20 protein-coding genes and 1 other RNA gene are annotated in these 22,105 nt (G+C 34.0%); 8 read left to right on the top strand and 13 right to left on the bottom strand.

Annotated features, from left to right (window positions below; genetic code table 11):
* Positions 1-48: 48 nt before the first annotated feature.
* The 4 genes from QO182_RS00610 to QO182_RS00595 form a co-directional block, all read right to left on the bottom strand.
* On the bottom strand, positions 49-321 hold the full coding sequence (locus QO182_RS00610; RefSeq protein WP_371541099.1) for an HU family DNA-binding protein: 273 nt from the start codon (positions 319-321) through the stop codon (positions 49-51).
* A gap of 179 nt (positions 322-500) precedes the next feature.
* Entirely contained in the window at positions 501-1,448 is a 948-nt protein-coding gene (fmt, locus tag QO182_RS00605; protein ID WP_371559324.1) for a methionyl-tRNA formyltransferase, read from the bottom strand.
* Positions 1,448-3,343, bottom strand: coding sequence for an ATP-dependent DNA helicase RecQ (locus QO182_RS00600; RefSeq protein ID WP_371559319.1), 1,896 nt, complete (start codon positions 3,341-3,343; stop codon positions 1,448-1,450). Before QO182_RS00600 ends, fmt begins: the two co-directional genes overlap by 1 nt.
* 72 nt (positions 3,344-3,415) lie before the next feature.
* Positions 3,416-3,955: an AAA family ATPase gene (locus tag QO182_RS00595; RefSeq protein ID WP_371559317.1), complete on the bottom strand. Its 540-nt coding sequence runs from the start codon at positions 3,953-3,955 to the stop codon at positions 3,416-3,418.
* 152 nt (positions 3,956-4,107) lie between these two features.
* On the opposite strand from QO182_RS00595, the gene QO182_RS00590 reads away from it, so the two are divergent.
* The 4 genes from QO182_RS00590 (at position 4,108) to QO182_RS00575 (ending at position 7,507) form a co-directional block, all read left to right on the top strand.
* A complete protein-coding gene (locus QO182_RS00590) occupies positions 4,108-4,392 on the top strand; it encodes a DUF493 family protein (RefSeq protein WP_371541106.1) in 285 nt (94 codons plus the stop codon).
* 92 nt (positions 4,393-4,484) lie between these two features.
* Positions 4,485-5,207 (top strand): DUF4290 domain-containing protein, encoded by a 723-nt coding sequence (locus tag QO182_RS00585; protein ID WP_371541108.1) that lies wholly within the window; start codon positions 4,485-4,487, stop codon positions 5,205-5,207.
* A 91-nt stretch (positions 5,208-5,298) separates the two neighbouring features.
* A complete protein-coding gene (gene murA / locus QO182_RS00580; RefSeq protein WP_371541110.1) occupies positions 5,299-6,612 on the top strand; it encodes a UDP-N-acetylglucosamine 1-carboxyvinyltransferase in 1,314 nt (437 codons plus the stop codon).
* Positions 6,613-6,631: 19 nt separating this feature from the next.
* Positions 6,632-7,507: a cation diffusion facilitator family transporter gene (locus QO182_RS00575; RefSeq protein ID WP_371541112.1), complete on the top strand. Its 876-nt coding sequence runs from the start codon at positions 6,632-6,634 to the stop codon at positions 7,505-7,507.
* An 80-nt stretch (positions 7,508-7,587) separates the two neighbouring features.
* Here QO182_RS00575 and aroQ read toward each other — a convergent pair whose 3' ends face one another.
* Positions 7,588-8,004, bottom strand: a complete 417-nt coding sequence (gene aroQ / locus QO182_RS00570) for a type II 3-dehydroquinate dehydratase (protein WP_371559316.1) — start codon at positions 8,002-8,004, stop codon at positions 7,588-7,590.
* 75 nt (positions 8,005-8,079) lie between these two features.
* Positions 8,080-8,646 (bottom strand): porin family protein, encoded by a 567-nt coding sequence (locus tag QO182_RS00565; RefSeq protein ID WP_371541115.1) that lies wholly within the window; start codon positions 8,644-8,646, stop codon positions 8,080-8,082.
* A 368-nt stretch (positions 8,647-9,014) separates the two neighbouring features.
* On the opposite strand from QO182_RS00565, the gene xerD reads away from it, so the two are divergent.
* Complete coding sequence (gene xerD / locus QO182_RS00560) at positions 9,015-9,917, top strand: site-specific tyrosine recombinase XerD (RefSeq protein ID WP_371541117.1); 903 nt, start codon at positions 9,015-9,017, stop codon at positions 9,915-9,917.
* 129 nt (positions 9,918-10,046) lie between these two features.
* Here the strand turns inward: xerD and rny are convergent, their stop codons facing one another.
* The 4 genes from rny to QO182_RS00540 all read right to left on the bottom strand — a co-directional run bounded on the left by rny (position 10,047) and on the right by QO182_RS00540 (position 12,411).
* Complete coding sequence (rny, locus tag QO182_RS00555) at positions 10,047-11,609, bottom strand: ribonuclease Y (protein ID WP_371541118.1); 1,563 nt, start codon at positions 11,607-11,609, stop codon at positions 10,047-10,049.
* A 49-nt stretch (positions 11,610-11,658) separates the two neighbouring features.
* Positions 11,659-11,767, bottom strand: a non-coding RNA gene (gene ssrS / locus QO182_RS00550) — 6S RNA.
* 51 nt (positions 11,768-11,818) lie between these two features.
* Positions 11,819-12,112: a cell division protein ZapA gene (locus QO182_RS00545; RefSeq protein WP_091092450.1), complete on the bottom strand. Its 294-nt coding sequence runs from the start codon at positions 12,110-12,112 to the stop codon at positions 11,819-11,821.
* Between the two features lie 8 nt (positions 12,113-12,120).
* Complete coding sequence (locus tag QO182_RS00540; protein ID WP_371541120.1) at positions 12,121-12,411, bottom strand: hypothetical protein; 291 nt, start codon at positions 12,409-12,411, stop codon at positions 12,121-12,123.
* A gap of 178 nt (positions 12,412-12,589) precedes the next feature.
* Between QO182_RS00540 and QO182_RS00535 the strand changes: the two genes are divergently transcribed.
* The 3 genes from QO182_RS00535 (at position 12,590) to QO182_RS00525 (ending at position 17,612) form a co-directional block, all read left to right on the top strand.
* Positions 12,590-14,290, top strand: a complete 1,701-nt coding sequence (locus tag QO182_RS00535; protein WP_371559313.1) for a M23 family metallopeptidase — start codon at positions 12,590-12,592, stop codon at positions 14,288-14,290.
* A gap of 20 nt (positions 14,291-14,310) precedes the next feature.
* Complete coding sequence (locus QO182_RS00530) at positions 14,311-16,773, top strand: TonB-dependent receptor plug domain-containing protein (RefSeq protein WP_371541266.1); 2,463 nt, start codon at positions 14,311-14,313, stop codon at positions 16,771-16,773.
* A 116-nt stretch (positions 16,774-16,889) separates the two neighbouring features.
* Complete coding sequence (locus tag QO182_RS00525; RefSeq protein ID WP_371541124.1) at positions 16,890-17,612, top strand: hypothetical protein; 723 nt, start codon at positions 16,890-16,892, stop codon at positions 17,610-17,612.
* Positions 17,613-17,627: 15 nt separating this feature from the next.
* Here the strand turns inward: QO182_RS00525 and QO182_RS00520 are convergent, their stop codons facing one another.
* The 3 genes from QO182_RS00520 to QO182_RS00510 form a co-directional block, all read right to left on the bottom strand.
* On the bottom strand, positions 17,628-18,332 hold the full coding sequence (locus QO182_RS00520; protein ID WP_371559311.1) for a hypothetical protein: 705 nt from the start codon (positions 18,330-18,332) through the stop codon (positions 17,628-17,630).
* Between the two features lie 83 nt (positions 18,333-18,415).
* Complete coding sequence (locus QO182_RS00515; RefSeq protein WP_371541126.1) at positions 18,416-20,245, bottom strand: ABC transporter ATP-binding protein; 1,830 nt, start codon at positions 20,243-20,245, stop codon at positions 18,416-18,418.
* Entirely contained in the window at positions 20,245-21,972 is a 1,728-nt protein-coding gene (locus QO182_RS00510; RefSeq protein WP_371541128.1) for a phospho-sugar mutase, read from the bottom strand. Before QO182_RS00510 ends, QO182_RS00515 begins: the two co-directional genes overlap by 1 nt.
* Positions 21,973-22,105: the final 133 nt, after the last annotated feature.

The following is a 22,105-nucleotide window of genomic DNA, read 5'->3' as shown; positions in this document are numbered from 1 at the left end:
ACCTTCCGTCAGGAAGGTTTTTATTATAATAGCTTTGAAATCTTACAATTAGTTTACTGCACTTTCTAATTCTGCACCCGCTTTGAATTTTACAACATTCTTAGCTGCGATTTGAATAGTTTTTCCTGTTTGAGGGTTTCTACCGTCTCTTGCTGCTCTCGCAGAAACTGACCATGATCCGAAACCTACTAGTGATACTCTACCACCAGCTTTCAAAGTTCCACTTACATTTCCTAAAAATGACTCTAAAGCTAATTTTGCAGCTGCTTTTGTAATTCCTGCATCAGCAGCAATAGCATCGATTAATTCTGATTTGTTCATAATAATAGTTATTAATTGTTGGTTAAAAAAAAATTGTTAATACACAAATTTAGCAGGAAATCCCTTCCTCGCAAGCGTTTCCGTGGATTTTAGTTGGTTTTGTTGATAACTTATTTTTTTTGTTCATAAAACCACTGTTATTTGTTGTGATTTGTAAAAACCACCCTGTTTTGTTGAGGTTAGTAGACTTTTGCGTCGGCAGAAAACGTGATTCCATTGAGGAATTCAGGTGTTGTCATCTTTTTTTTGCCAGGAAACTGTAAACTTAGAACCTGAATAAACCCATTTTCTATTGCTATTTTCATTTCTTTCTTAGTACAGATCATAGTACCAATAGCTAAATCATGATCTTCAAGTAGTATCTTAGCATCATAGATTTTTACATTCCATTCTTCATTTTTGTCTAAAAACACACTCCAGGCAGCAGGGTAAGGGCTCAGGCCTCTAATTAGGTTATTGATTTCTGAAGCTGATTTTTTCCAATCGATTTTGCAATTTTCTTTGTTAAGTTTAAATGCTGATTTGATGTCAGAGGAATCAGTCTGAATGGTGGTGGTTACATTTCCTTTTTCGATTAGCTCCAAAGTGCTTATTACGGTTTCACTACCCAAATGCATTAAACGGTCGTGCAAGTGTCCCGCGTTTTCATTTGAATCAATCTCAATTTCTGAACTCATGATCATCGCACCAGTATCAATCTTGTCGTCGATGAAAAAAGTGGTGACTCCTGTTTTTGTTTCTCCGTTTATTATTGCCCAGTTTATAGGTGCAGCCCCACGATAATTGGGTAGGAGAGATGCATGAAGATTGAAGGTGCCTAATTCAGGCATTTCCCAAACTACTTTAGGTAACATTCTAAAGGCAACAACAATTTGCAAATTTGCATTTAGAGACTTCAATTCGGCTAAGAAAGATTCTTCTTTAAGATTGGTAGGCTGTAATAGTCTTAAATTGTTTGCTATCGCGTATTCCTTTACCGCTGAATATTTTAATTTTTGGCCACGGCCTGCTGGTTTATCGGCGGCCGTAATAACCCCGACAACCGTATAGTTGTTTTTCATTATAGTATCCAAAATGCCAACGGCAAATTCTGGTGTTCCCATAAATACGATTCTTAATTTTTCCATTATAGTTTTAAGGTATATTTATTATTTGATTTTATCAGGATACGTTCGTTTTCTAATAGTTGTTGTAGTACAAATATAATATCGTCTGATTTTTTATTTGTTTTATTTTCAATCTCTCTGGAATTTAAATCCTCGATGTTTAGTAAGCAGATTATTTCTTTTGAAAGACTAGAACTATCTGTTTTCTTATTTTTTTTAGTAATACAGTAGGAGCATATGCCACAATCAGTACTTGTTTTTTCGCCAAAATAGCTCAAAATCAATTTGCTTTTACACACTTTTTGCTCATTAATATAATACAATACTGATTTAAGTTGGTCTTTTTTTAATTGATTTTGGTTTTCTAAATATTTAGAAACTCTGGAAATGGTTCTTTCGTCTTCCCGAATTTCATTAAAAATAAAAGAGGCATCATTGTTTTTTGATTGATAATCAACAATGTCTTTTTCTTTTAATTTCTGTAAAACGGTGAGTACTTGAGCTTCAGTATGTTTTGATTTTTTTGCGATTAATTGTAAATTAAAAGCAGTTTGCGTATCGTAAATTCCAGCATATGTTCTTAAGATGGCTAGAATGATTTCTTCGTCGTTGCGATTCAAACTCATGTAACGAATTAGCTCTTTAGAAGGAATAATGAACTGCAATAAAATTTTTTCTGAAAATTCTTGTGACAGTGTTATAATTCCTTGCCGATCTAAAAACTGCATTGCGTTGTATGTTTTTAACACTGGAAACTTATATTTTAAACAAAACTGATTCAAGTTGAATGAAAATCGTTCGTTGATTCCTTCTCCGTATGCAATCTGGAAAAAATTACATAGTTTATTATACATTTCGTTCAGAAACTTTTTGTCAGGAAGAATGTGGATAAACTGATTTTCGGCCTGTTTAATATCCGAAGGGTTTGTGAGTAGTACGGCAAACGCTTTTTCTCCATTTCTACCAGAGCGACCTGCTTCCTGATAATAATTTTCAAGATTTTCTGGTAGCTGAATATGAATTACGGTCTTGACATCTGCTTTGTCGATTCCCATTCCAAATGCATTTGTGGCAACAATAACCTGAGCCTTGTCTTCCATCCAAAGTTGCATATTCTTGTCCTTTTCCCTAGATGTTAGTCCGCCATGATAGTAAGTGGCCTTAAATCCTAAAGATTGTAATTGGGATGAAATTTCGATACAGGATTTTCTGTTCCTAACATAGATTATTGAGGATTGAGGATTTTTCTTTAGAATTTGTTCGATTCGAAAGAGTTTGTCCTCTACTTCAAAAACCATATAAGCTATGTTTTTCCTAGCAAATGATTTTTCAAAAATCTGCGGTTCATGTAAGCCGAGTTCGTTGATAATATCTTCTTTAACTTTAGGTGTCGCAGTTGCGGTTAAAGCTAAAAAAGGAACCGTAGGGAAATGTGCTTTTAAGTTGGAAATTTTTAAATAGGCTGGCCTGAAATCATGTCCCCATTGCGAAACACAATGTGCCTCATCGATGGTTATCAAATTGATAGGAAGATTTTTTATTCTTTCTAATATCCAGTCTGACTGCAGGCGTTCAGGCGATAAATAGAGGAATTTATAATTTCCAAATTGGCAATTATCCAACAGGTCAATCATTTCGTCAGATTTTATTCCGCCTGTTAATGCGATGGCTTTGATGTTTCGCTGTTGCAAATTGGCAACTTGATCTTTCATTAAGGCTACCAAAGGAGAAATTACCAAGCAAATTCCTTTGTTCATCATCGCTGGAATCTGAAAACATACTGATTTTCCTCCGCCAGTAGGCATTAAGGCAAAGGTATCCTTACCGCTTAAAACGGAATCAATGATTTCATTTTGCAACGACCTAAAGGAATCGTGTTTCCAGTATTTTTTTAGGATTTGTAATGCTTCTGACATCAATTATGAATTTGGATTACAAAATTCGAATTACAAATCAATGATCCATAGTTCCTACCTCAAACAACTAATTTACTTAGAAATTTCATCTAATATAAAAAGAATTCGGTTATCTAGAGTGTCTTTAGGGACTTCTGTAAGAGAATAACCATATCCTTCATAGGTTTCTATAAGGTGGTTTTGAATCAATTTTGCTTGTTCATAGTTTTCATAGCGAGCTTCGTCGCTCACATAAATGGCTTCCCATGGAGGAAGAATGAAAATTTTACTGTAGACGTGTTCTTTGCAAATAGCATCAAAAGAGGCGGGGTAGCTGTCTCCAATGTAATGCATATAGGCTAAAACATCAGGAATTCCGCGGTCAATAAATACAACATCATGCGGTTCATTTTGTGCGTCAACGAATTGTTTTTTTCTTCCTTCAAGAAGTAGTTCGCTGAACAATAATGGCTTTTCGAGAAATAATTGCTCGATACCTTGTTTTTTTGCCTCTAGGGTTACTTCTCTGGAAATTTCAGGATAACAACAAAAACCTTTGGCTATTAATCCATCGATAATAGTACTTTTTCCTGTTCCCGGACCTCCGATAATTACTATGATTTCTTTCTGCACTTTTTGGAAATAAGGCGCAAAAGTACTCAAACTTATTGGAAATCGAAAAAATCATTACCATTAAAATAATAGTTTTTGGGAAAAATTAATAATTCATAATTCATAATTTGCATTTGAAACCGTATATTTGCTATTATTTTTTTAAATATAAAATGGATAAAAACACCGAAGAATTTTATACTAGATTAAAAGCGGAGCTGGATATGGCTAATGCTTGGCCTGCCTTATATTTGTTTAAGTTTATTGTACCTTCTGAGAATGATAACATTGCTCGAGTAGAACAGGCTTTTGATTGTATGGGAGCCGTTATTAAAACGACAAAATCCAAAACAGGAAAGTTTACCAGTATATCAGTTGATGTTCAGGTTAAGGATTCTCAAGAAGTAGTTGATAAATACCTGGAAGTTTCCACAATTAAGGGTATCGTTTCCTTATAAATAGGAAAGAGACTGTTTAAAGCAAATGCAAATACTAAATTTGTCGCTGCTTTATGTCAGACTGTAACATAGATTCAAAATTAAATTCACTTATGAATTCAAAATACCAAAAAGAAATCGCGAACGATGTCGTTCACCATTTAGAATATAATGCGGAGAGATCGCATTTAATTATTCCTGAATATGGTCGTCATCTACAAAAACTTATTGAGCAGGCTACCGCGATAGAGGATGCAGAAGAGCGAAATAAAGCCGCAAAGTACATCATTCAAGTAATGGGTAGTTTGAATCCTCATTTACGTGACGTATTAGATTTTCAACATAAATTATGGGATCAACTTTTTATTATGTCTGATTTTAAATTAGATGTAGAGTCCCCTTACCCAATACCATCTCGTGAAGTTTTGCAACTTAAACCAGACGTGCTACAATACCCACAGAATTTTCCAAAATACAGGTATTACGGGAACAACATTAAGTACATGATTGATGTTGCCAATAAATGGGAGGACGGCGACATGAAAAATGCGCTAGTTAAAGTGATCGCAAATCACATGAAGAAATCCTACCTAAGCTGGAACAAAGACACCGTTAAAGATGACGTTATTTTTGAGCATTTATATGAACTTTCAGATGGTAAATTAAACATGATCCAAAGTACGGAAGAACTAATAAGTACAACGGATTTGTTGCGAACAAACAAACGAATATCGAATAAAATTTTGCCTGTCGGACAACCAAAAATACAAAGCAATAAAAACACAAAAACGGGCAAATCAAAAACATACACAAAAAACAATAATAATCAGAAATAGTAATGTTTTAAATTAGGATCTCGATTGGAGAGTAATTTTCTAAGAAAATCCGAGCAATTTAAATGTATTACATAAATCTTACTACAATCATATGGGAATTTTCAAAATAGAAGGAGGCATTAGGCTAAAAGGTGAAATCACTCCACAAGGAGCAAAAAACGAAGCGTTGCAAATTTTATGTGCTGTTCTTTTAACTCCTGAAAAAGTAACAATCAACAACATTCCTGATATTATTGATATCAATAAATTAATCACGTTGTTAGAAAATTTGGGTGTGAAAATTCAAAAAAACGGACCGGGTTCTTATAGTTTCCAAGCAGATGATGTAAATGTTGGTTATTTAGAAACGGAAGCATTTAAAAAAGAAGGAGGCTCGTTACGCGGTTCTATTATGATTGTTGGTCCGCTTTTGGCCCGTTTTGGTAAAGGATATATTCCAAAACCAGGTGGAGATAAAATTGGAAGAAGAAGATTAGATACGCATTTTGAAGGTTTTATCAATTTAGGGGCGAAATTCCGCTACAATAGAGAAGACCATTTTTATGGAGTTGAGGCTCCAGATGGATTGAAGGGAGCAGATATGCTACTTGATGAGGCGTCTGTAACTGGAACTGCTAATATAGTAATGGCTGCAGTTTTGGCAAAAGGAAAAACGACTATTTATAATGCTGCCTGTGAGCCTTATTTACAGCAACTTTGTAAAATGCTAAACTCGATGGGAGCTAAGATAACGGGTGTTGGCTCGAATCTATTAACTATTGAAGGAGTAGAAAGCTTAGGTGGTTGTGAACACAGAATTCTGCCTGACATGATTGAAATTGGTAGCTGGATTGGATTGGCTGCGATGACAAAAAGTGAGATTACAATTAAAGATGTAAGTTGGGATAACCTAGGTGTGATTCCAAGTACATTCAGAAAATTAGGAATCACATTAGAACGCAGGGGTGATGATATATATATCCCATCTCATGTAGATGGATATGAAATTAAAACAGATATTGACGGTTCTATTCTTACTGTTGCCGATGCGCCTTGGCCAGGATTTACACCTGATTTGTTGAGCATTGTTTTGGTTGTGGCAACCCAAGCCAAAGGAGATGTTTTGATACATCAAAAAATGTTTGAAAGCCGATTATTCTTTGTTGATAAACTAATCGATATGGGGGCAAAAATTATGTTGTGCGATCCACATAGAGCTGTAGTTATGGGGCATGATTTTCAATCACAATTGAAAGCGACGACCATGTCTTCACCAGATATTCGTGCGGGTATTTCTTTATTGATTGCAGCGCTTTCGGCAAAAGGAACAAGTACGATACAAAATATTGAGCAAATTGATCGTGGTTATGAAAGAATTGACGAACGATTAAGAGCCATTGGTGCAAATATTGTTCGTGTTGAATAAAAAAATGTAACAACAAGTAATGACGAATGAACAAACTGCTGTAAAAGCAACTTATTTCAGTATTGTTGGAAATGCCTGCCTAGCCCTTATCAAAGGGATGGCAGGCTTTTTTGGCAATTCATATGCCTTAATTGCTGATGCTATTGAGTCTACGACAGATATTTTTGCATCATTTTTAGTGTTGTTTGGAATCAAATATTCAAACAGACCGCCAGATAAAAACCATCCATATGGACATGGTCGTGCAGAGCCATTGATCACCTTTATAGTTGTTGGTTTTCTAATAACTTCGGCTACTATTATTGCTTATGAAAGCATTTCAAATATTCGAATGCCACATGATTTACCTAAACCATGGACTCTTTTCGTACTTGGCGGAATAATTATTTGGAAAGAATATTCTTTTCGATTAGTTATGAAAAGAAGTGTAGAAACTAATAGTTCGTCATTAAAAGCAGATGCCTGGCATCATAGGAGTGATGCAATTACTTCAGTTGCCGCGTTTATTGGGATTGCAATCGCTTTAATATTGGGTAAAGGATATGAGTCGGCAGATGACTGGGCGGCACTTTTTGCTTCAGGATTTATCTTGTTTAATGCGTATCTTATTTTTAGGCCAGCGCTTGGGGAGATAATGGATGAACATGTATATGATGATTTAATTGAAAATATTAGAGAAGTGTCAACTCAGGTTGAAGGGGTTATTGATACTGAAAAATGTTTCATCAGAAAAGCCGGAATGAAATATCACGTAGACTTACACGCAATTGTAAGTGGCAATATTTCAGTTAGAGAAGGGCATGATATATCTCATAAGTTACAAGATAGACTCTTAAAAGAACTTCCTGAATTAGGACATGTTTTAATACATGTGGAGCCACACAGGGAGCGTTGAAAAGGGAAAAATGAATAAAAAAATGGGTCAGACTATATCGTCTGACCCATTTTTTTATTGTTGTACTTTTTATATGGCGATTATTTTATAAACGATACTATAGCCAATTCATAACTTTGTAATCCAAAGCCTAGTATTACTCCTTTTGCATTTCCTGAAATATAAGATTGATGTCTAAAACTTTCACGTGAATAAGTGTTCGAAATATGGACTTCAATAACAGGAGTTGTTATAGCTTTAATAGCGTCACCAATTCCAATCGAAGTATGTGTGTAAGCACCAGCATTTAAAATAATTCCATCATAGGTAAAACCATATTCTTGAATTTTATCAATTAACTCTCCTTCTATGTTGCTTTGGAAATAGCTGAACTCTATAGTGGGGAATTTGATCTGTAATGAAGTAAAGTATTCTTCAAAAGTAAGACTGCCATAAACTTCGGGCTCTCTTTTGCCTAGTAAGTTAAGATTTGGGCCATTGATAATGCAAATTTTCATAGTTCTTGTTTTTGTAAAAATAAAAAAACCGTTCTAATTATAGAACGGTTTTGTATTATTTTGTCAGGGATTTTTTTAGAAAAGTATTCCAGCTGAAATTTGAAATGTTGAATTTTTTGTTTGTGCATCTTTACTCGCTTCGGTTAGTCCTAGACCATATCTAGCTTGTAAAAATAAATTGTTGGTAACTTGTAACCCTAAACCTACTACACCAGCAAATTCAAAAGTTTCAGATTCTTTATAGTCAAATTTATTTCTTTCGCTTAATAAGAAAGATGCTTGAGGACCTGCTTCCAAAGAAAGACTGTTGTTTAAGTATATTTTTGCAACTACAGGAATCGAAATATATCCTAATTCATTTTTGAATTCCTCTGTTGCATTTTTATAAGTTGCTCCTTGAGTAGAGTATAAAAGCTCTGGCTGAATAGCAAAGTTTTTAAATAATTTAATTTCAGCAACTATACCAGCGTGGTAGCTAGTTATTGCTTCTTCAGTATTATAATTTTCAGAATTTAAAGTAATGTCTGTTCCATTTTGGTTAGCATAATTGATTCCACCTTTTACACCAAATCGAATTGATTGTGCTTGAGAAATCATTGTCGTTCCAAGTAGTAATGCAGCGAATAGAATTGTCTTTTTCATAAATTTTAAAATTGAAGTTTATTTTTGATGCAAGATAAAACTCTAGATTCGCAAATTTGTTGTGTAATTGTAAATTTATTTTATATAATACCCATCTGTTAAAAAGTTATTCTTAGATTGAATTTGGAATTATGTTTTGATAAATGAATCAGTCAATCACTAACTTTGAGCTTCTTAGTTAGGTGGTTTTTCTCTTTGAGTCTAATTGTGGTTAATTATAGGTTTTGCTCGCTATCTAAGCAGATCAGTTTTTATCACTATAGAAAATTTAAAAGAAGTGTCCGCATTTTGATACCAACACCTCATAATCGATTGATGGCTTTGGTTCAAATATTTTTTTATGCACTAAAAATTCGTTTATTTGTAGTATGAACTGGAATAGCGATATTAAAAATTATCAATCCTATCTTCGTATTGAAAGAGGCTTGTCAAAAAATACAATTGACAATTATACTTTTGATATTGAGCGTTTGTGTCAGTTTTTAGACGATAATCAAATTATCGTTTCTCCCTTCAAAATTTCTGAAGAAACGGTTCAGCAATTTATTTATGCAGTTTCAAGTCAGGTTAATCCAAGATCTCAGGCTAGGATAATTTCAGGTCTTAAAAGCTTCTTTGGGTACTTGATTTTTGAAGATTATCGAATAGATAACCCTATGGAGTTAATTGAATCTCCTAAAACGGGTAGAAAATTGCCAGATACCCTTTCTGTTGATGAAATTGATGCGTTGATCAGGGCAATTGATTTGACTTCAAATGAAGGAGAGCGCAATCGAGCGATGCTAGAAACTCTTTATGGTTGTGGTCTTCGAGTTTCAGAATTAGTGTCTTTAAAAATCTCCGACTTATTCTTTGACGAGGGCTTTATTAAAGTCACAGGGAAAGGGAATAAGCAACGTTTTGTGCCTATAGGGGAATTAGCACAAAAGTATATTCATATCTATAAAGACACCATTAGGATTCATCTGAATATAAAGAAAGAGCATGGGGATGTTTTGTTTTTGAATAGGAGGGGAGGCCAACTCACAAGAGCCATGATTTTTACAATTATCAAAGACTTAGCGGTTAAAATAGAGCTACGTAAAAAAATAAGTCCACATACCTTTCGGCATTCTTTTGCGACACATCTTCTTGAAAATGGTGCAGACCTGCGTTCAATTCAATTGATGTTAGGACATGAATCGATTACTACAACAGAGATCTATTTGCATTTGGATCGGAAGTTTTTAACGGAAGTGATAAATAATTTTCATCCTCGAAAGAATTCTTGATTGTCCATAGAAAAATACAGTATCGAAATACGGCTTTACAGGAATAAAAAAGCAAAAAAAAGACCTATTGAATCATAATTCGATAGGTCTTTTTCTTTATTCCCCTCCTTTGGAGGGGCTAGGGGAGGATTACTTAGCGATATTAACTGCTCTCGTTTCTCTAATTACTGTTACTTTAACCTGACCTGGATAAGTCATTTCTGTTTGAATTTTTTGTGAAATTTCAAAAGATAGTGTTGCTGCGTTGTCATCTGACACTTTTTCGCTTTCTACAATAACTCTAAGTTCTCTACCAGCTTGAATTGCATAAGCATTTTTAACACCAGTAAATCCGTATGCTACTTCTTCTAAGTCTTTCAGACGTTGAATATAAGAGTCTAATACTTGTCTTCTTGCACCTGGTCTTGCACCTGAAATGGCATCACAAACCTGGATTATTGGAGACAATAAAGATTTCATTTCTATTTCATCGTGGTGGGCTCCGATAGCATTACATACTTCTTCTTTTTCACCATATTTTTCAGCCCATTGCATACCTAATAAAGCATGAGGTAAATCGCTTTCTGCATCTGGCACTTTACCGATATCATGCAACAAACCAGCTCTTTTAGCTAATTTTACATTCAGACCTAATTCTGCTGCCATGATTCCACAAAGTTTAGAAACTTCACGGGAGTGTTGTAATAAGTTTTGTCCGTAAGACGAACGGTATTTCATACGTCCCACTACTTTTATTAATTCAGGGTGTAGTCCATGAATTCCTAAATCGATAACGGTACGTTTTCCAACTTCTATAATTTCATCATCAATTTGTTTGGCTGTTTTAGCAACAACTTCTTCAATACGGGCAGGGTGAATACGTCCGTCCGTTACTAGTTTGTGCAAAGCTAAACGTGCAATTTCTCTACGTACAGGATCAAAACAAGAAAGGATAATAGCTTCTGGTGTATCATCAACAATGATTTCTACTCCTGTAGCAGCTTCCAATGCTCTAATATTACGTCCTTCACGACCAATAATTCTACCTTTAACATCATCAGATTCTATATTGAATACAGATACACAGTTTTCTACCGCTTCTTCTGTCCCCACTCTTTGGATAGTGTTTATTATGATTTTCTTAGCTTCTTGTTGAGCTGTTAGCTTAGCCTCTTCAATTGTATCTTGAATATGAGACATCGCTTTAGTTTTAGCTTCTGCTTTTAAGCCTTCTACTAATTGATTTTTAGCTTCTTCAGCAGATAAGCCTGAAATTACTTCAAGTTGTTGTAATTGACTTTTATGAAGTTTGTCAACCTCCGTTTGTCTTTTGTCTAAAACTTCAATTTTAGCAGTGTACTCAGTCGTTTTTGTTTCAAAATCGTCGTTAACTTTTTTAGCCTTAGATAATTCGTTAGAAACTTGGGATTCTTTGTCTCTGATTCTTTTTTCAACTTCGGCTACTTTCTTGTCTCTAGTCAGAATTACTTGTTCGTGTTCTGATTTTAATTCAATAAATTTTTCTTTTGCCTGAAGGATTTTATCTTTCTTTATATTCTCGGCTTCAAGGTTAGCATCTTTTAAGATGGATGAAGCTTCTTTTTTTGCGTTTTTAATAAGATTAGAAATATTGCTTTTTTCTATAATTTTTGCGATTCCAAAACCCGCTGCAATACCTATAATTCCTGAAATAACGATCGTTAATATGTCCATGTTTGTTAAAATTTATATATAAAAAAAGCCTACATTAGGTTGATTGAATAAACTCGAAAAGACAAGTTTTGAGCTAACTCACTGTTCAAGTTTCCTCGCCTAGGCGTGGCATGCTTTAGTAGTGATGATTCGCTCATTCTAAAATGTTAGTGTTGAGTTTACCAAATGTGAACTAATGTAGGCAATATCTTAGTTTCTGTAAAGAACGTTTAATTGTCGAGATATTGATCTAAAAGTGCATTCAATTTTTTAATTCTTTCAATAGTCTCATCACCATTGATCGTATTATCTATTTGTTTTTGCTCTACTTGAGAAGCAAATTGCAAAGCACACATGGCTAATACATCCTGCTTATCTCTTACAGCATAATTTTCTTCAAACTGCTTCATCATTACATCAATTTTTTTAGAAGCACTCCTAAGTCCTTCTTCCTGAGAAAGATCTACCGTTAATGGATAGACTCTGTCTGCGATTGATATTTTAATTTTAAGCTTTTCGTCCATATGTTTTACTAATCAGATAGCTGTGCTATACAGTAATCAATTTCCCGAATTAATGAATTTATTTTAAGCTTCGTATCTCTTTTATTATCGTCACTGCCTAATAATGAGTTGGCAATCTTAAGTGTCTCATATTGCGCTTTTAACGCTTCAATCTCATTTGATTGAGTTTGTATGATGTGTGCAGATTTTGTTAATTCGATTTTTAATTCTTGAGTATTATGATCTAAACGTTTTATTTTTAGAATTAGTTTTTCAACTTTATTTTCAAGAGTATCAATTATTTCTGCAATTACACTCATTATTTATCCTATTCATTACTTAATATTACAAATTTAGTATTACTTTTTATTATTACAATATATTATTCGTTTTTTTATTAAAAAATAAGCAAATTGTTGTACTTTAAACGGTTACGAAATGTATTATTTTATAAAGGAGAATAAATTACTTTTTTTTACCTTAGCAAAAATGTATACCATGAAATTTTTAGTTTTTATTCTATTTTTATCGGGCTCTATTCTTGCACAAACAGAGTATCCAAAGGATTATTTTAGTCATCCTCTAGAGACTCCTATGCAATTGTCAGGTAATTTTGGTGAACTGCGGCCTAATCATTTTCATTCGGGTTTTGATTTTAGGACCTTGCAACGGGAAGGCTTAGAGGTGCATGCAGTTGCGGACGGTTATGTATCCAGAATAAAGATATCTACCTTCGGTAATGGTAAGGCGATTTACATTACTCACCCCAATGGCTATACCTCTGTTTATTGTCATCTTCAAAGAGCTACAGGTGAAATTGAAAGCTATATCTATAAGACACATTATAATGAAAAATCATTTGAGATAGAAATGTTTTTGAAACCAAATGAATTGGTTGTCAAAAAAGGCCAAACGATTGCTTTATCTGGAAATACAGGATCTTCAGAAGGGCCTCATCTACATTTTGAATTTCGCGATAGCAAAACAGAAAAAATTATCAACCCTATGTTATTTGGTTTTGATAAAGACATCAAAGACACTAAAAAACCTTCGGTTTCCGCTGTTTATGTGTATCCGGTTGATGGTAAAACTTCAGTAAATCAATCTAAACGTCCCTTATTATTAAATTTGTCTTTACAAAAAGACGGTAGCTATCTAGCGAATAAGGTGGTTGCTAATGGTAAAATTGGTTTTGGGATCACAGCTGTAGATTATGATAATGTTTCGGGTAATAGAAACGGAATTTATAAAGTGCAGACCTATTTAAATGGAAAACCTAATTTTGGTTATCAATTCGATACCTATTCATTTGACGAAATGCGTTATATCAATGCTTTAATTGATTATCCAAGGTATAAAACGACTTCGCAGAGGGTGCAAAAACTATTTATGGCTAATCCTTATAAATTAAGTTTTATTAAGACAGATGAAACAAATGGAGTTGTTACTGTAGTCCCTAACTTAACCTCTGTGTATCGTATTGAAGTTTCCGATTTTCAGGGGAATACAACAACAGTTTCTATTCCGATTAGTTATGACTTGTCTACTACCATTGTTGATAAAGAAGCTGTAGTTTCTAATTATTTTGTAAAAGTAAATAAAGACAATAGTTTTGTTAAAAATAACATGTCAGTATTCTTCCCTGCGGGAACCTTTTATGAAGATTTTGATATGAACTTTAATGTAAAAGACGGTACTTTATACCTTCATGACGAGTCAGTTCCTGTGCATTCCAATTTTACAATTACAATAGAGGACGACGGTAAATATTCGGAAAGTCAAAAGGAGAAAGTTTTTATTGCAGATATTAGTAAAAGCGGGAGAGTGGGTTATAATAGTACCTCGACAAAGGATAACGTATTTACAGCTAAAGTAAGATCATTAGGTAATTACACCTTGGCAATGGATACTACTGCACCAACAATTTCTATTGGTAAATCAATTGAAGGTAGGTGGTTGAGTACGCAAAAAACGATTCAGCTTTCAATTAATGACAGTGGTTCAGGAATTAAGAGCTATAATGGATATTTGAACGGTAATTGGATTTTATTTGAGTACGATAATAAAACTAGAAAAATCACACATGATTTTAGTGATGGTATTGTGGCTGAAGGTGCTAATGATTTAAAAGTGGTTGTCACTGATAATGTAGGGAATTCTACTATCTTTGAGACTCATTTTTTTAGAAGTCAAAAATAATAATATAGCACATCTTGAGGATCATTAAAATAGTTTTTGTTTTTATAACTTTATACATAAGCTTGCCTTCGTTTGCACAATTCGCACACGTTAAGGGAATTATTCTTGATAAAAATAATCAACCGGTAGAGAATGTAAATGTTACAGTCGCAGGAAACAGAACGCAATCTATTAAAAATGGTTTTTATATTATTAGGGTACCGGTAAATCAAAGGGTAGCTGTTATTTTTAGCCATGTATCTTTAAAGAAAGCAACGGTTTATCTTACATTAAAAAGGAATGAAGACTATGAGTTTAACCTGGTTATGAATGAGCGGGAAGAACAAATGGGCGAAATTATCGTTACTACAAACAACAAGAAACAAGTTCAAGGAATTGTTACTATTGCACCTGAGGTAATCCGGAAAATTCCCGGAGCGAATGCCGGTATCGAAAATATTTTAAAAACACTACCAGGCGTAAACTCTAATAATGAACTCAGTACGCAATATGCTGTTAGAGGAGGAAATTACGATGAGAATTTAGTTTATGTAAATGAGATCGAGATTTATAGACCTTTTCTAATCCGTTCTGGACAACAGGAAGGGTTGAGTTTCACTAATACTGATTTAGTTCAAAACGTAGAATTCTCGGCAGGTGGTTTTCAAGCAAAATTTGGAGATAAACTATCTTCCGTATTAGATATCACGTATCGGAAACCAACACAATTTGGTGCTACACTTGAAGCGAGTTTTCTTGGCGGCAGCCTCTCCCTAGATGCAATTTCGAAAAATAAAAAATGGAGTGCAATTACCGGGGTTCGCTATAGAAATAATAGCCTTTTAGTAAATAGCCAAGATACTCAAACTAATTTTACGCCTGCATTTGTTGATGTGCAAACGAATATTAATTATGAGGCTTCGCCAAAATGGCATTGGAGTTTTCTAGGGAATATCTCCCAAAATAAATACCAATATCAGCCAGTAACACGACAAACTAAATTTGGTACCTTAGATAATCCGATGTCGCTTACTGTGTATTATGAAGGACAGGAAAAAGATAAATACGATACTTATTTTGGTGCTTTTAAAACAACATTCAAAGCAACTGATTCATTTACATTAAAATTCATTGGTTCGGTTTTTCATACTATAGAACAAGAGCATTTTGATGTTTTTGCTCAATATCGTTTAGGGGAAGTGGATTCAAATATTGGATCAGAAACCTATGGTGATGTTGCTTTCACGCGAGGTATTGGTAGTCAACTCAATCATGCTCGAAATGATTTGGATGCACTGATCGTAAATACCGAAATAAAAGGGTTTCATGATTGGAGAAAAAACCAATTCGAATGGGGGATTAAATATACCCGTGAATCGATTCGGGATAGAGTAGTAGAGTGGGAAGTAATTGATTCAGCTGGTTTTTCAATAAATCCTCCAATTATTGATTTACCTGTTAACGAACAGCCGAACTCAACTTATAATGGGCCACTGCTTCCTTATCAAAATGTACGTGCTACTAATTTTAATACGATCAATAGATTCTCCGGTTATGGGCAATGGAGCCGAAAAGATATGATAGGCAGCAATGAAGTATGGTACAATGCAGGAGTGCGAATCCATAACTGGGAAGTTGCAGGCGAGAATGTAAATGGATCTGCCCAAACTACCTTTAGTCCGCGAGCACAATTTGCTATAAAACCGGATTGGGAAAAAGATATGGTTTTTAGAGTTTCAGGAGGTGTGTATTATCAGCCACCATTTTATAGAGAACTGAGGGGTGCTAATGGAGCGGTACAACCTAATGTAAAAGCACAAAAATCGATTCATTTTGTTTTAAGCAACGATTATAGTTTTAAAATGTGGGATCGTCCTTTTAAACTTGTTTCAGAGTTGTATTATAAATCACTTACAGATGTAAATACCTATACAATTGATAATGTTAGAATACGTTATGCTGCTTCTAATGTTGCCAAAGCCTATGCGCAGGGATTAGATTTTAGATTGAATGGTGAATTTGTTCCCGGAACAGAGTCTTGGTTTAGTTTTGGTTATCTAAAAACAGAAGAAAATAGTGAAAATAGAGGTTATATTGCTAGACCTACTGACCAACGACTGAAATTCGGGCTTTTATTCCAGGATTATATGCCTAATATTCCAAGTATGAAAATCTATTTGAATCTGGTTTACAATACAGGATTAACCGGAGGTTCGCCATCTTACGCAGATCCTTATTTGTATCAAAATAGATTAAATGATTATCGTAGGGTAGATGTGGGATTTTCAAAAGTGTTATTGGATAATACTTCAGGGACACCAAAGACAAATTGGCTAGGGAATTTTAAAGAGCTTGCTATAGGATTAGAGATTTTTAATCTTTTTAACAATCAAAATGCAATTACGAATACGTGGGTGCGAGATGTTTATTCTAAAAACGAATATGCAATTCCAAATTATATGACTACTAGGGTTTTCAATGTTAAGTTGAGTGCCAGGTTGTAGTTTAGAGTTAGGAGTAGCTTTCGGTAAGCATCCATTTTATCATATAAATTGGTTATAAATATCAGAACCATTTTTAAAAATCATTACATTTGAATTTATTTTAATATTACATCACTATGAAAAAATTACATATAGCCCTATTAAGTAGTATTGTTTTGCTTCTAGCCAGTTGTAAGGAAGAAGTGGAAAAGCCTAAAGTAATTTATGATGCTGCCAATAAAGGGAAAGGTATCTCTAAGGTAGATTCTACACAAGTAGCCATTTCTGATTTACCTATTCAGATGGAAGGGACTGATTATTTGATTCATCCAGTAGGAGACTTAAGAGTTTATGAAAGAGGAACAAAAGCAAGATATGGATCTTCTAGTGTTATTGATTTGAGTTTTACGATTTCTAACTATGGTGAAAATGAGATTACCGGTTATTTACAAAACTTAAAATTTCAAAAAACCGATTCTGATTCGATACGACCATTAACTGATAAACCTGCTTTAATTCAAACGGCAACTTATTTAAAGTCTGTTTCTGATAGAGCTAAAAAACAAATTATGGTTTACACTATGTTTGATACGGATACGAACAGAGATGGGAAATTAGATAGCAGTGATATTAAATCCTTATACTTAAGTGATATTAGCGGAGAGCGATTTACAAAAGTGTCAGCAGATTTAGAGGAATTGATTGATTGGAGTTTAATCGATTCTAAAAGCCGATTGTATTTTAGAACAGTTGAAGACACAAATAAAAATGGGCAATTTGATAAAAATGACGTGGTACATTACAACTATATCGATCTGTCAAATAATGACTGGAAAGTATCTAGCTACGAACCAATTTAAAATAGTAGCGAAATACTAAATTAGGATATCACTCTCCAAGTCTGATTTTTCAATAGTAAAATCAAAACCAAGTTGTTTCACTAATTGAATAACTAGGTTTTTATACCAGTTTTCTGATTTTGGGTGGATGTAGATTTTTTCAATTAGTTGACTGAGATCCACATTGATTTTTAAGCCGTCATTTAACGTAATGTTACTTTTTTCGGCGACATCCGAGATAATACGTACTTCCCGCTCGTATTGAAAGCTTTTTCTTTTAAATAAAAACGGGAAAAACATATCGTCAAAAGGGATGTATTCTTTTTTGTAATCAATATAATTTACCTCACCAATATACTGTTTGTAATTGTTTTCGGGTGCAAGTGCATTTTGTAATCGTCCTATTGTGGATTGTATCGCGAGTCCTTCACTATTTTGAGTAAATATTTGCCACATGGCAAAGGATTCATATTCGTTGATATGCCAACTGCTAATTGCTACTTTTTCACGGTGTGTTTTGTAAAATTTTAAAAAATCAGGATTATCGATAGATAGTTTTCTGATTTCTTCATAGGTAGGTTCGCTAAAAGTACCTTCGTATTGATCCTCGAATTTATCAGAGCGTGACATGAAAAGTTTTCTGGACATTAACAAATCTAAAAATTTAGATAGGTCTAAATACTTCCATATAATCGTGTCAGGGTCGTCGGGGAGTTTAATATTCGGGTTGTTTAGATACATTTTTTTCGTTTAAAGATTTAAAAACTAAATAATTTAAAGATTATACTTGATGGATAAACCTTGAACAAAAAAATTAACAGCCATTATTCAAATGACTGCATAGTAACTAATTTATTGTACATTCCATTCAGCGCCATTAATTCGTCATGGTTCCCTTGTTCTACAATTTTTCCTTTTTGCATCACTATAATAGTATCTGCTTTTTGAATGGTCGAAAGACGGTGAGCAATTACAATAGACGTTCTGTTTTGCATCATGTTTTCCAAGGCTATCTGAACAAATTTTTCGCTTTCGGTATCTAGTGCTGATGTAGCCTCATCCAAAATCATAATTGGAGGATTTTTTAAAACTGCACGAGCGATTGAAAGTCTTTGTTTTTGACCACCAGAAAGTTTATTTCCGCTGTCTCCAATGTTAGTGTGAATGCCTTTTGGTAATTCTTGTACGAATTCATAAGCATTAGCAATTTTTAAGGCCTCAATAATTTCATCATCTGTAGCATCTAGTTTTCCTAATGAAATATTTGCTTTTATAGTGTCATTAAATAAAATGCTGTCTTGCGTAACCAGCCCCATTAGTCCACGAAGAGACTGTAGGTTTAGGTCTTGTATGTTTATTCCATCGATACTGATTATCCCTTCATTGACATCATAAAAACGGGTCAATAGATTAGCAATGGTGCTTTTTCCGCTACCTGATTGTCCTACCAGTGCTACCGTTTGTCCTTTTTTAACTTGAAGTGAAAAGTCTTTTAAGACATTTTCGTCTTCGTATTTGAAGTTAATGTTTTTGATCGTGATGTCTGACTCAAAAGTATTTTTTACAATGGCATTTTCTTTCGATGTAATTTCGTTTTCCACTTCCAAAACTTCAAAAACGCGCTCTGCAGCCGCTAATCCATTTTTTACGGAATACGATGCTTTAGAGATTGCTTTGGCCGGGGTAAGAATATTGAATGCCAATGTTAGATAGACAATAAAAGCAGATCCATCTAGCGTTTTTTCGATAAGAACTAAATTACCACCATAGAAAAGTAAAACGGCTATGGTTGTGACTCCTAGAAATTCACTTAATGGCGTGGCTAGATTGTTTCTACTTCCTATGCTATTCGTTAAATTTAATAATCTCGTTACCGAATCATTAAATCTATTTTTGAAATTAGGTTCAGCATTATAACTTTTGATTACTTTCAATCCTCCTAAAGTTTCATCAACAATAGAAATTAAGAATCCACTTTCTTTTTGTGCTTGCAATGATTTTGCTCGTAAGTTTTTGGCTAATTTTGAAATAATCCATCCTGAAATAGGCATGAAAATTAAAACAAACAAAGTTAGTTTTGTACTTATTATAAACATCGTTGCTAATGCAAAAACAATAGTAAGCGGTTCTTTTACAACTAGTTCTAGAATGGAGAAAAACGAATTCTGTACTTCGTTGACATCACCAAGCATACGTGCCATGATATCTCCTTTTCTTTTTTCAGAATAGTAAGATATAGGCAATTCTATGATTTTATTATACATAGATTTTCTCAAATCTCTTAAAACACCATTCTTCAGGTGCATAATATGATGTGAAGCCAAATAATTAAATACGTTTTTTAGTAAAAATGTGGTTATTACCATTAAGACTACAAATAAAAGCGCAACTTGAATGCTGTTCTCTTTTGTAAGTGCTGAAATTTGGTAATACATATAATCCGTACCAAACTGCTTTATGTCTCCTATTCCTGTATATACTGGTTTAGTTAGTACTGCTTTTGTTTTGCCAAAAAGTACTTCAAGTACGGGGAGTAGCGTAAGCATAGAAATAGTGCTAAACAATGCGTATAAAACATTGTACACCACATTCCAGATGATATGTGACTTATATGGTTTTGTATAAGGTATTAATTTTAATAAACTTTTATCCATTAGTTCAATTGCATTGCAATAATAATATTTTTAATTTTTTGATCTAAAACAGCTTCTACTTCTTTGAAATCATCAACTGAATCTAATATAGTATTGACGCTGATATAGAATTTTATTTTAGGCTCCGTTCCGCTTGGTCTCGCACAAATTTTAGATCCGTCTTCTGTGTAATAAATTAAAACATTCGATTTAGGAATGTCCATTGTAGTTTCTGAACCGTCTAATATGTTCTTTGCTATAGAAGATTGGTAATCTTCGACTATTATCACTCTTTGTCCGTTGATTTCTTTTAATGGGTTTTCACGCAAGTCAATCATCATTTGATTTATTTCTTGCAGTCCTTCGATTCCTTTTTTGGTGATAGAAACTAAGAACTCTTTGTAGAATCCGTTATCAACGTATAATTGCAATAACTCTTTATAAACGGTACTTCCTTTAGCTTTTGCTTGCGCAGCTAATTCACATATTAATAGGGTAGCGGCAACGGCATCTTTATCACGTACTGCATCGCCTACCATATAACCAAAACTTTCTTCGCCACCACCAATGAATTCCTGAGCAGGAAAATCTTTGATCATTTTGGCAATCCATTTAAAACCAGTCAATCCAATTTTGCATTCTACGCCGTAGTTTGTAGCTAATTCCATCATCATTGGAGTAGAGACAATCGTCGAACCAACAAATTGATTTCCATTTAGTTTACCTGCATTTTTCCATTTTTCTAATAGAAAAGCAGTCATCAAAATCATAGTTTGATTTCCGTTTAACAAAGTCATTTGACCTTCGTTATTACGAACAGCAACTCCTAAACGGTCACAATCAGGATCAGTCCCAATAACGATATCTGCATTTGTTTTATCAGCTAAAGCTAAAGCCATCGTCAAGGCTTCTGGCTCTTCTGGATTTGGAGATTTTACAGTTGGGAAATCACCGTTTGGAACTCTTTGCTCTTCTACAATATGCACATTGGTGTAACCCGCTTGTGATAAAGTGTCAGGAACTAGTGTTATGGAAGTCCCGTGCAATGAAGTAAAAACAACATTTAGGTTTTCTTTCGCTTCAGCGGGAGTGTTAAAACTTGCGTTTTCAATAGATGACTTTATGAAAGCGGCATCTACTTCGGCACCTATATAATGAATTAAATCTTCATTAGCCTCAAACTTAATTTGATTGAAGTTTAGCTTTTCGATAGTACCTATAATTGCTGCATCTTCTGGGGGAACAATTTGTCCGCCATCTTCCCAGTATACTTTGTATCCGTTATATTCAGGAGGATTGTGAGATGCTGTAAGTACAATTCCGCATTGACATCCTAAATGCTTAACGGCAAATGATAATTCTGGTGTTGGTCTTAATTCTGAAAATAAAAATACTTCTATTCCGTTTGCAGAGAAAACATCGGCAACTATTTTTGCTAAAGTATCACTGTTATGACGACAGTCGTAAGCGATAGCAGCTTTTAGAGGTTGATTAGGAAAAGCTTTGTGTAAGTAATCAGAAAGTCCTTGAGTACTCTTTCCAAGGGTGTATTTATTGATTCTATTGTTTCCAACGCCCATTACACCGCGCATTCCGCCAGTTCCAAATTCAAGATCTTTATAGAAGCTCTCTTCTAGTTCTTTTGGAGAACCAGCTTTTAATTCTTTTACAGCTAACTGTGTTGCTGCATCAAATGTTGGAGTTAACCATTCGTTTGCCGCATTCAAAATGTTTTGTTTGATTTCCATTTATATATGTTTTAAGCTTTTAGTTTAAATTTTAAAAATACTGACTGCATTGTCAGCTTTCGTTTTTGAAGCAACTTCCTATTCTCGAATCGTTGGTACGCTCTATGTGTTCAATTATAGCGTATTATGTCGA

It is taken from the genome of Flavobacterium sp. Arc2 (genome assembly GCF_041431385.1).
In the GTDB taxonomy this organism is placed as follows: Bacteria; Bacteroidota; Bacteroidia; order Flavobacteriales; family Flavobacteriaceae; genus Flavobacterium.
This window is presented reverse-complemented; position numbering and strand designations above follow the sequence as displayed.

Bases quoted from the DNA above. Each gene is read 5' to 3' on its own strand.
- QO182_RS00575 (WP_371541112.1), top strand. From the start codon at position 6,632: ATGACGAATGAACAAACTGCTGTAAAAGCAACTTATTTCAGTATTGTT.
- QO182_RS00590 (WP_371541106.1), top strand. From the start codon at position 4,108: ATGGATAAAAACACCGAAGAATTTTATACTAGATTAAAAGCGGAGCTG.
- aroQ (WP_371559316.1), bottom strand. From the start codon at position 8,004: ATGAAAATTTGCATTATCAATGGCCCAAATCTTAACTTACTAGGCAAA.
- QO182_RS00565 (WP_371541115.1), bottom strand. From the start codon at position 8,646: ATGAAAAAGACAATTCTATTCGCTGCATTACTACTTGGAACGACAATG.
- QO182_RS00600 (WP_371559319.1), bottom strand. From the start codon at position 3,343: ATGTCAGAAGCATTACAAATCCTAAAAAAATACTGGAAACACGATTCC.
- QO182_RS00585 (WP_371541108.1), top strand. From the start codon at position 4,485: ATGAATTCAAAATACCAAAAAGAAATCGCGAACGATGTCGTTCACCAT.
- QO182_RS00545 (WP_091092450.1), bottom strand. From the start codon at position 12,112: ATGGACGAAAAGCTTAAAATTAAAATATCAATCGCAGACAGAGTCTAT.
- QO182_RS00535 (WP_371559313.1), top strand. From the start codon at position 12,590: ATGAAATTTTTAGTTTTTATTCTATTTTTATCGGGCTCTATTCTTGCA.
- QO182_RS00520 (WP_371559311.1), bottom strand. From the start codon at position 18,332: ATGTATCTAAACAACCCGAATATTAAACTCCCCGACGACCCTGACACG.
- QO182_RS00515 (WP_371541126.1), bottom strand. From the start codon at position 20,245: ATGGATAAAAGTTTATTAAAATTAATACCTTATACAAAACCATATAAG.
- xerD (WP_371541117.1), top strand. From the start codon at position 9,015: ATGAACTGGAATAGCGATATTAAAAATTATCAATCCTATCTTCGTATT.
- QO182_RS00525 (WP_371541124.1), top strand. From the start codon at position 16,890: ATGAAAAAATTACATATAGCCCTATTAAGTAGTATTGTTTTGCTTCTA.
- rny (WP_371541118.1), bottom strand. From the start codon at position 11,609: ATGGACATATTAACGATCGTTATTTCAGGAATTATAGGTATTGCAGCG.
- QO182_RS00540 (WP_371541120.1), bottom strand. From the start codon at position 12,411: ATGAGTGTAATTGCAGAAATAATTGATACTCTTGAAAATAAAGTTGAA.
- murA (WP_371541110.1), top strand. From the start codon at position 5,299: ATGGGAATTTTCAAAATAGAAGGAGGCATTAGGCTAAAAGGTGAAATC.
- fmt (WP_371559324.1), bottom strand. From the start codon at position 1,448: ATGGAAAAATTAAGAATCGTATTTATGGGAACACCAGAATTTGCCGTT.
- QO182_RS00610 (WP_371541099.1), bottom strand. From the start codon at position 321: ATGAACAAATCAGAATTAATCGATGCTATTGCTGCTGATGCAGGAATT.
- QO182_RS00510 (WP_371541128.1), bottom strand. From the start codon at position 21,972: ATGGAAATCAAACAAAACATTTTGAATGCGGCAAACGAATGGTTAACT.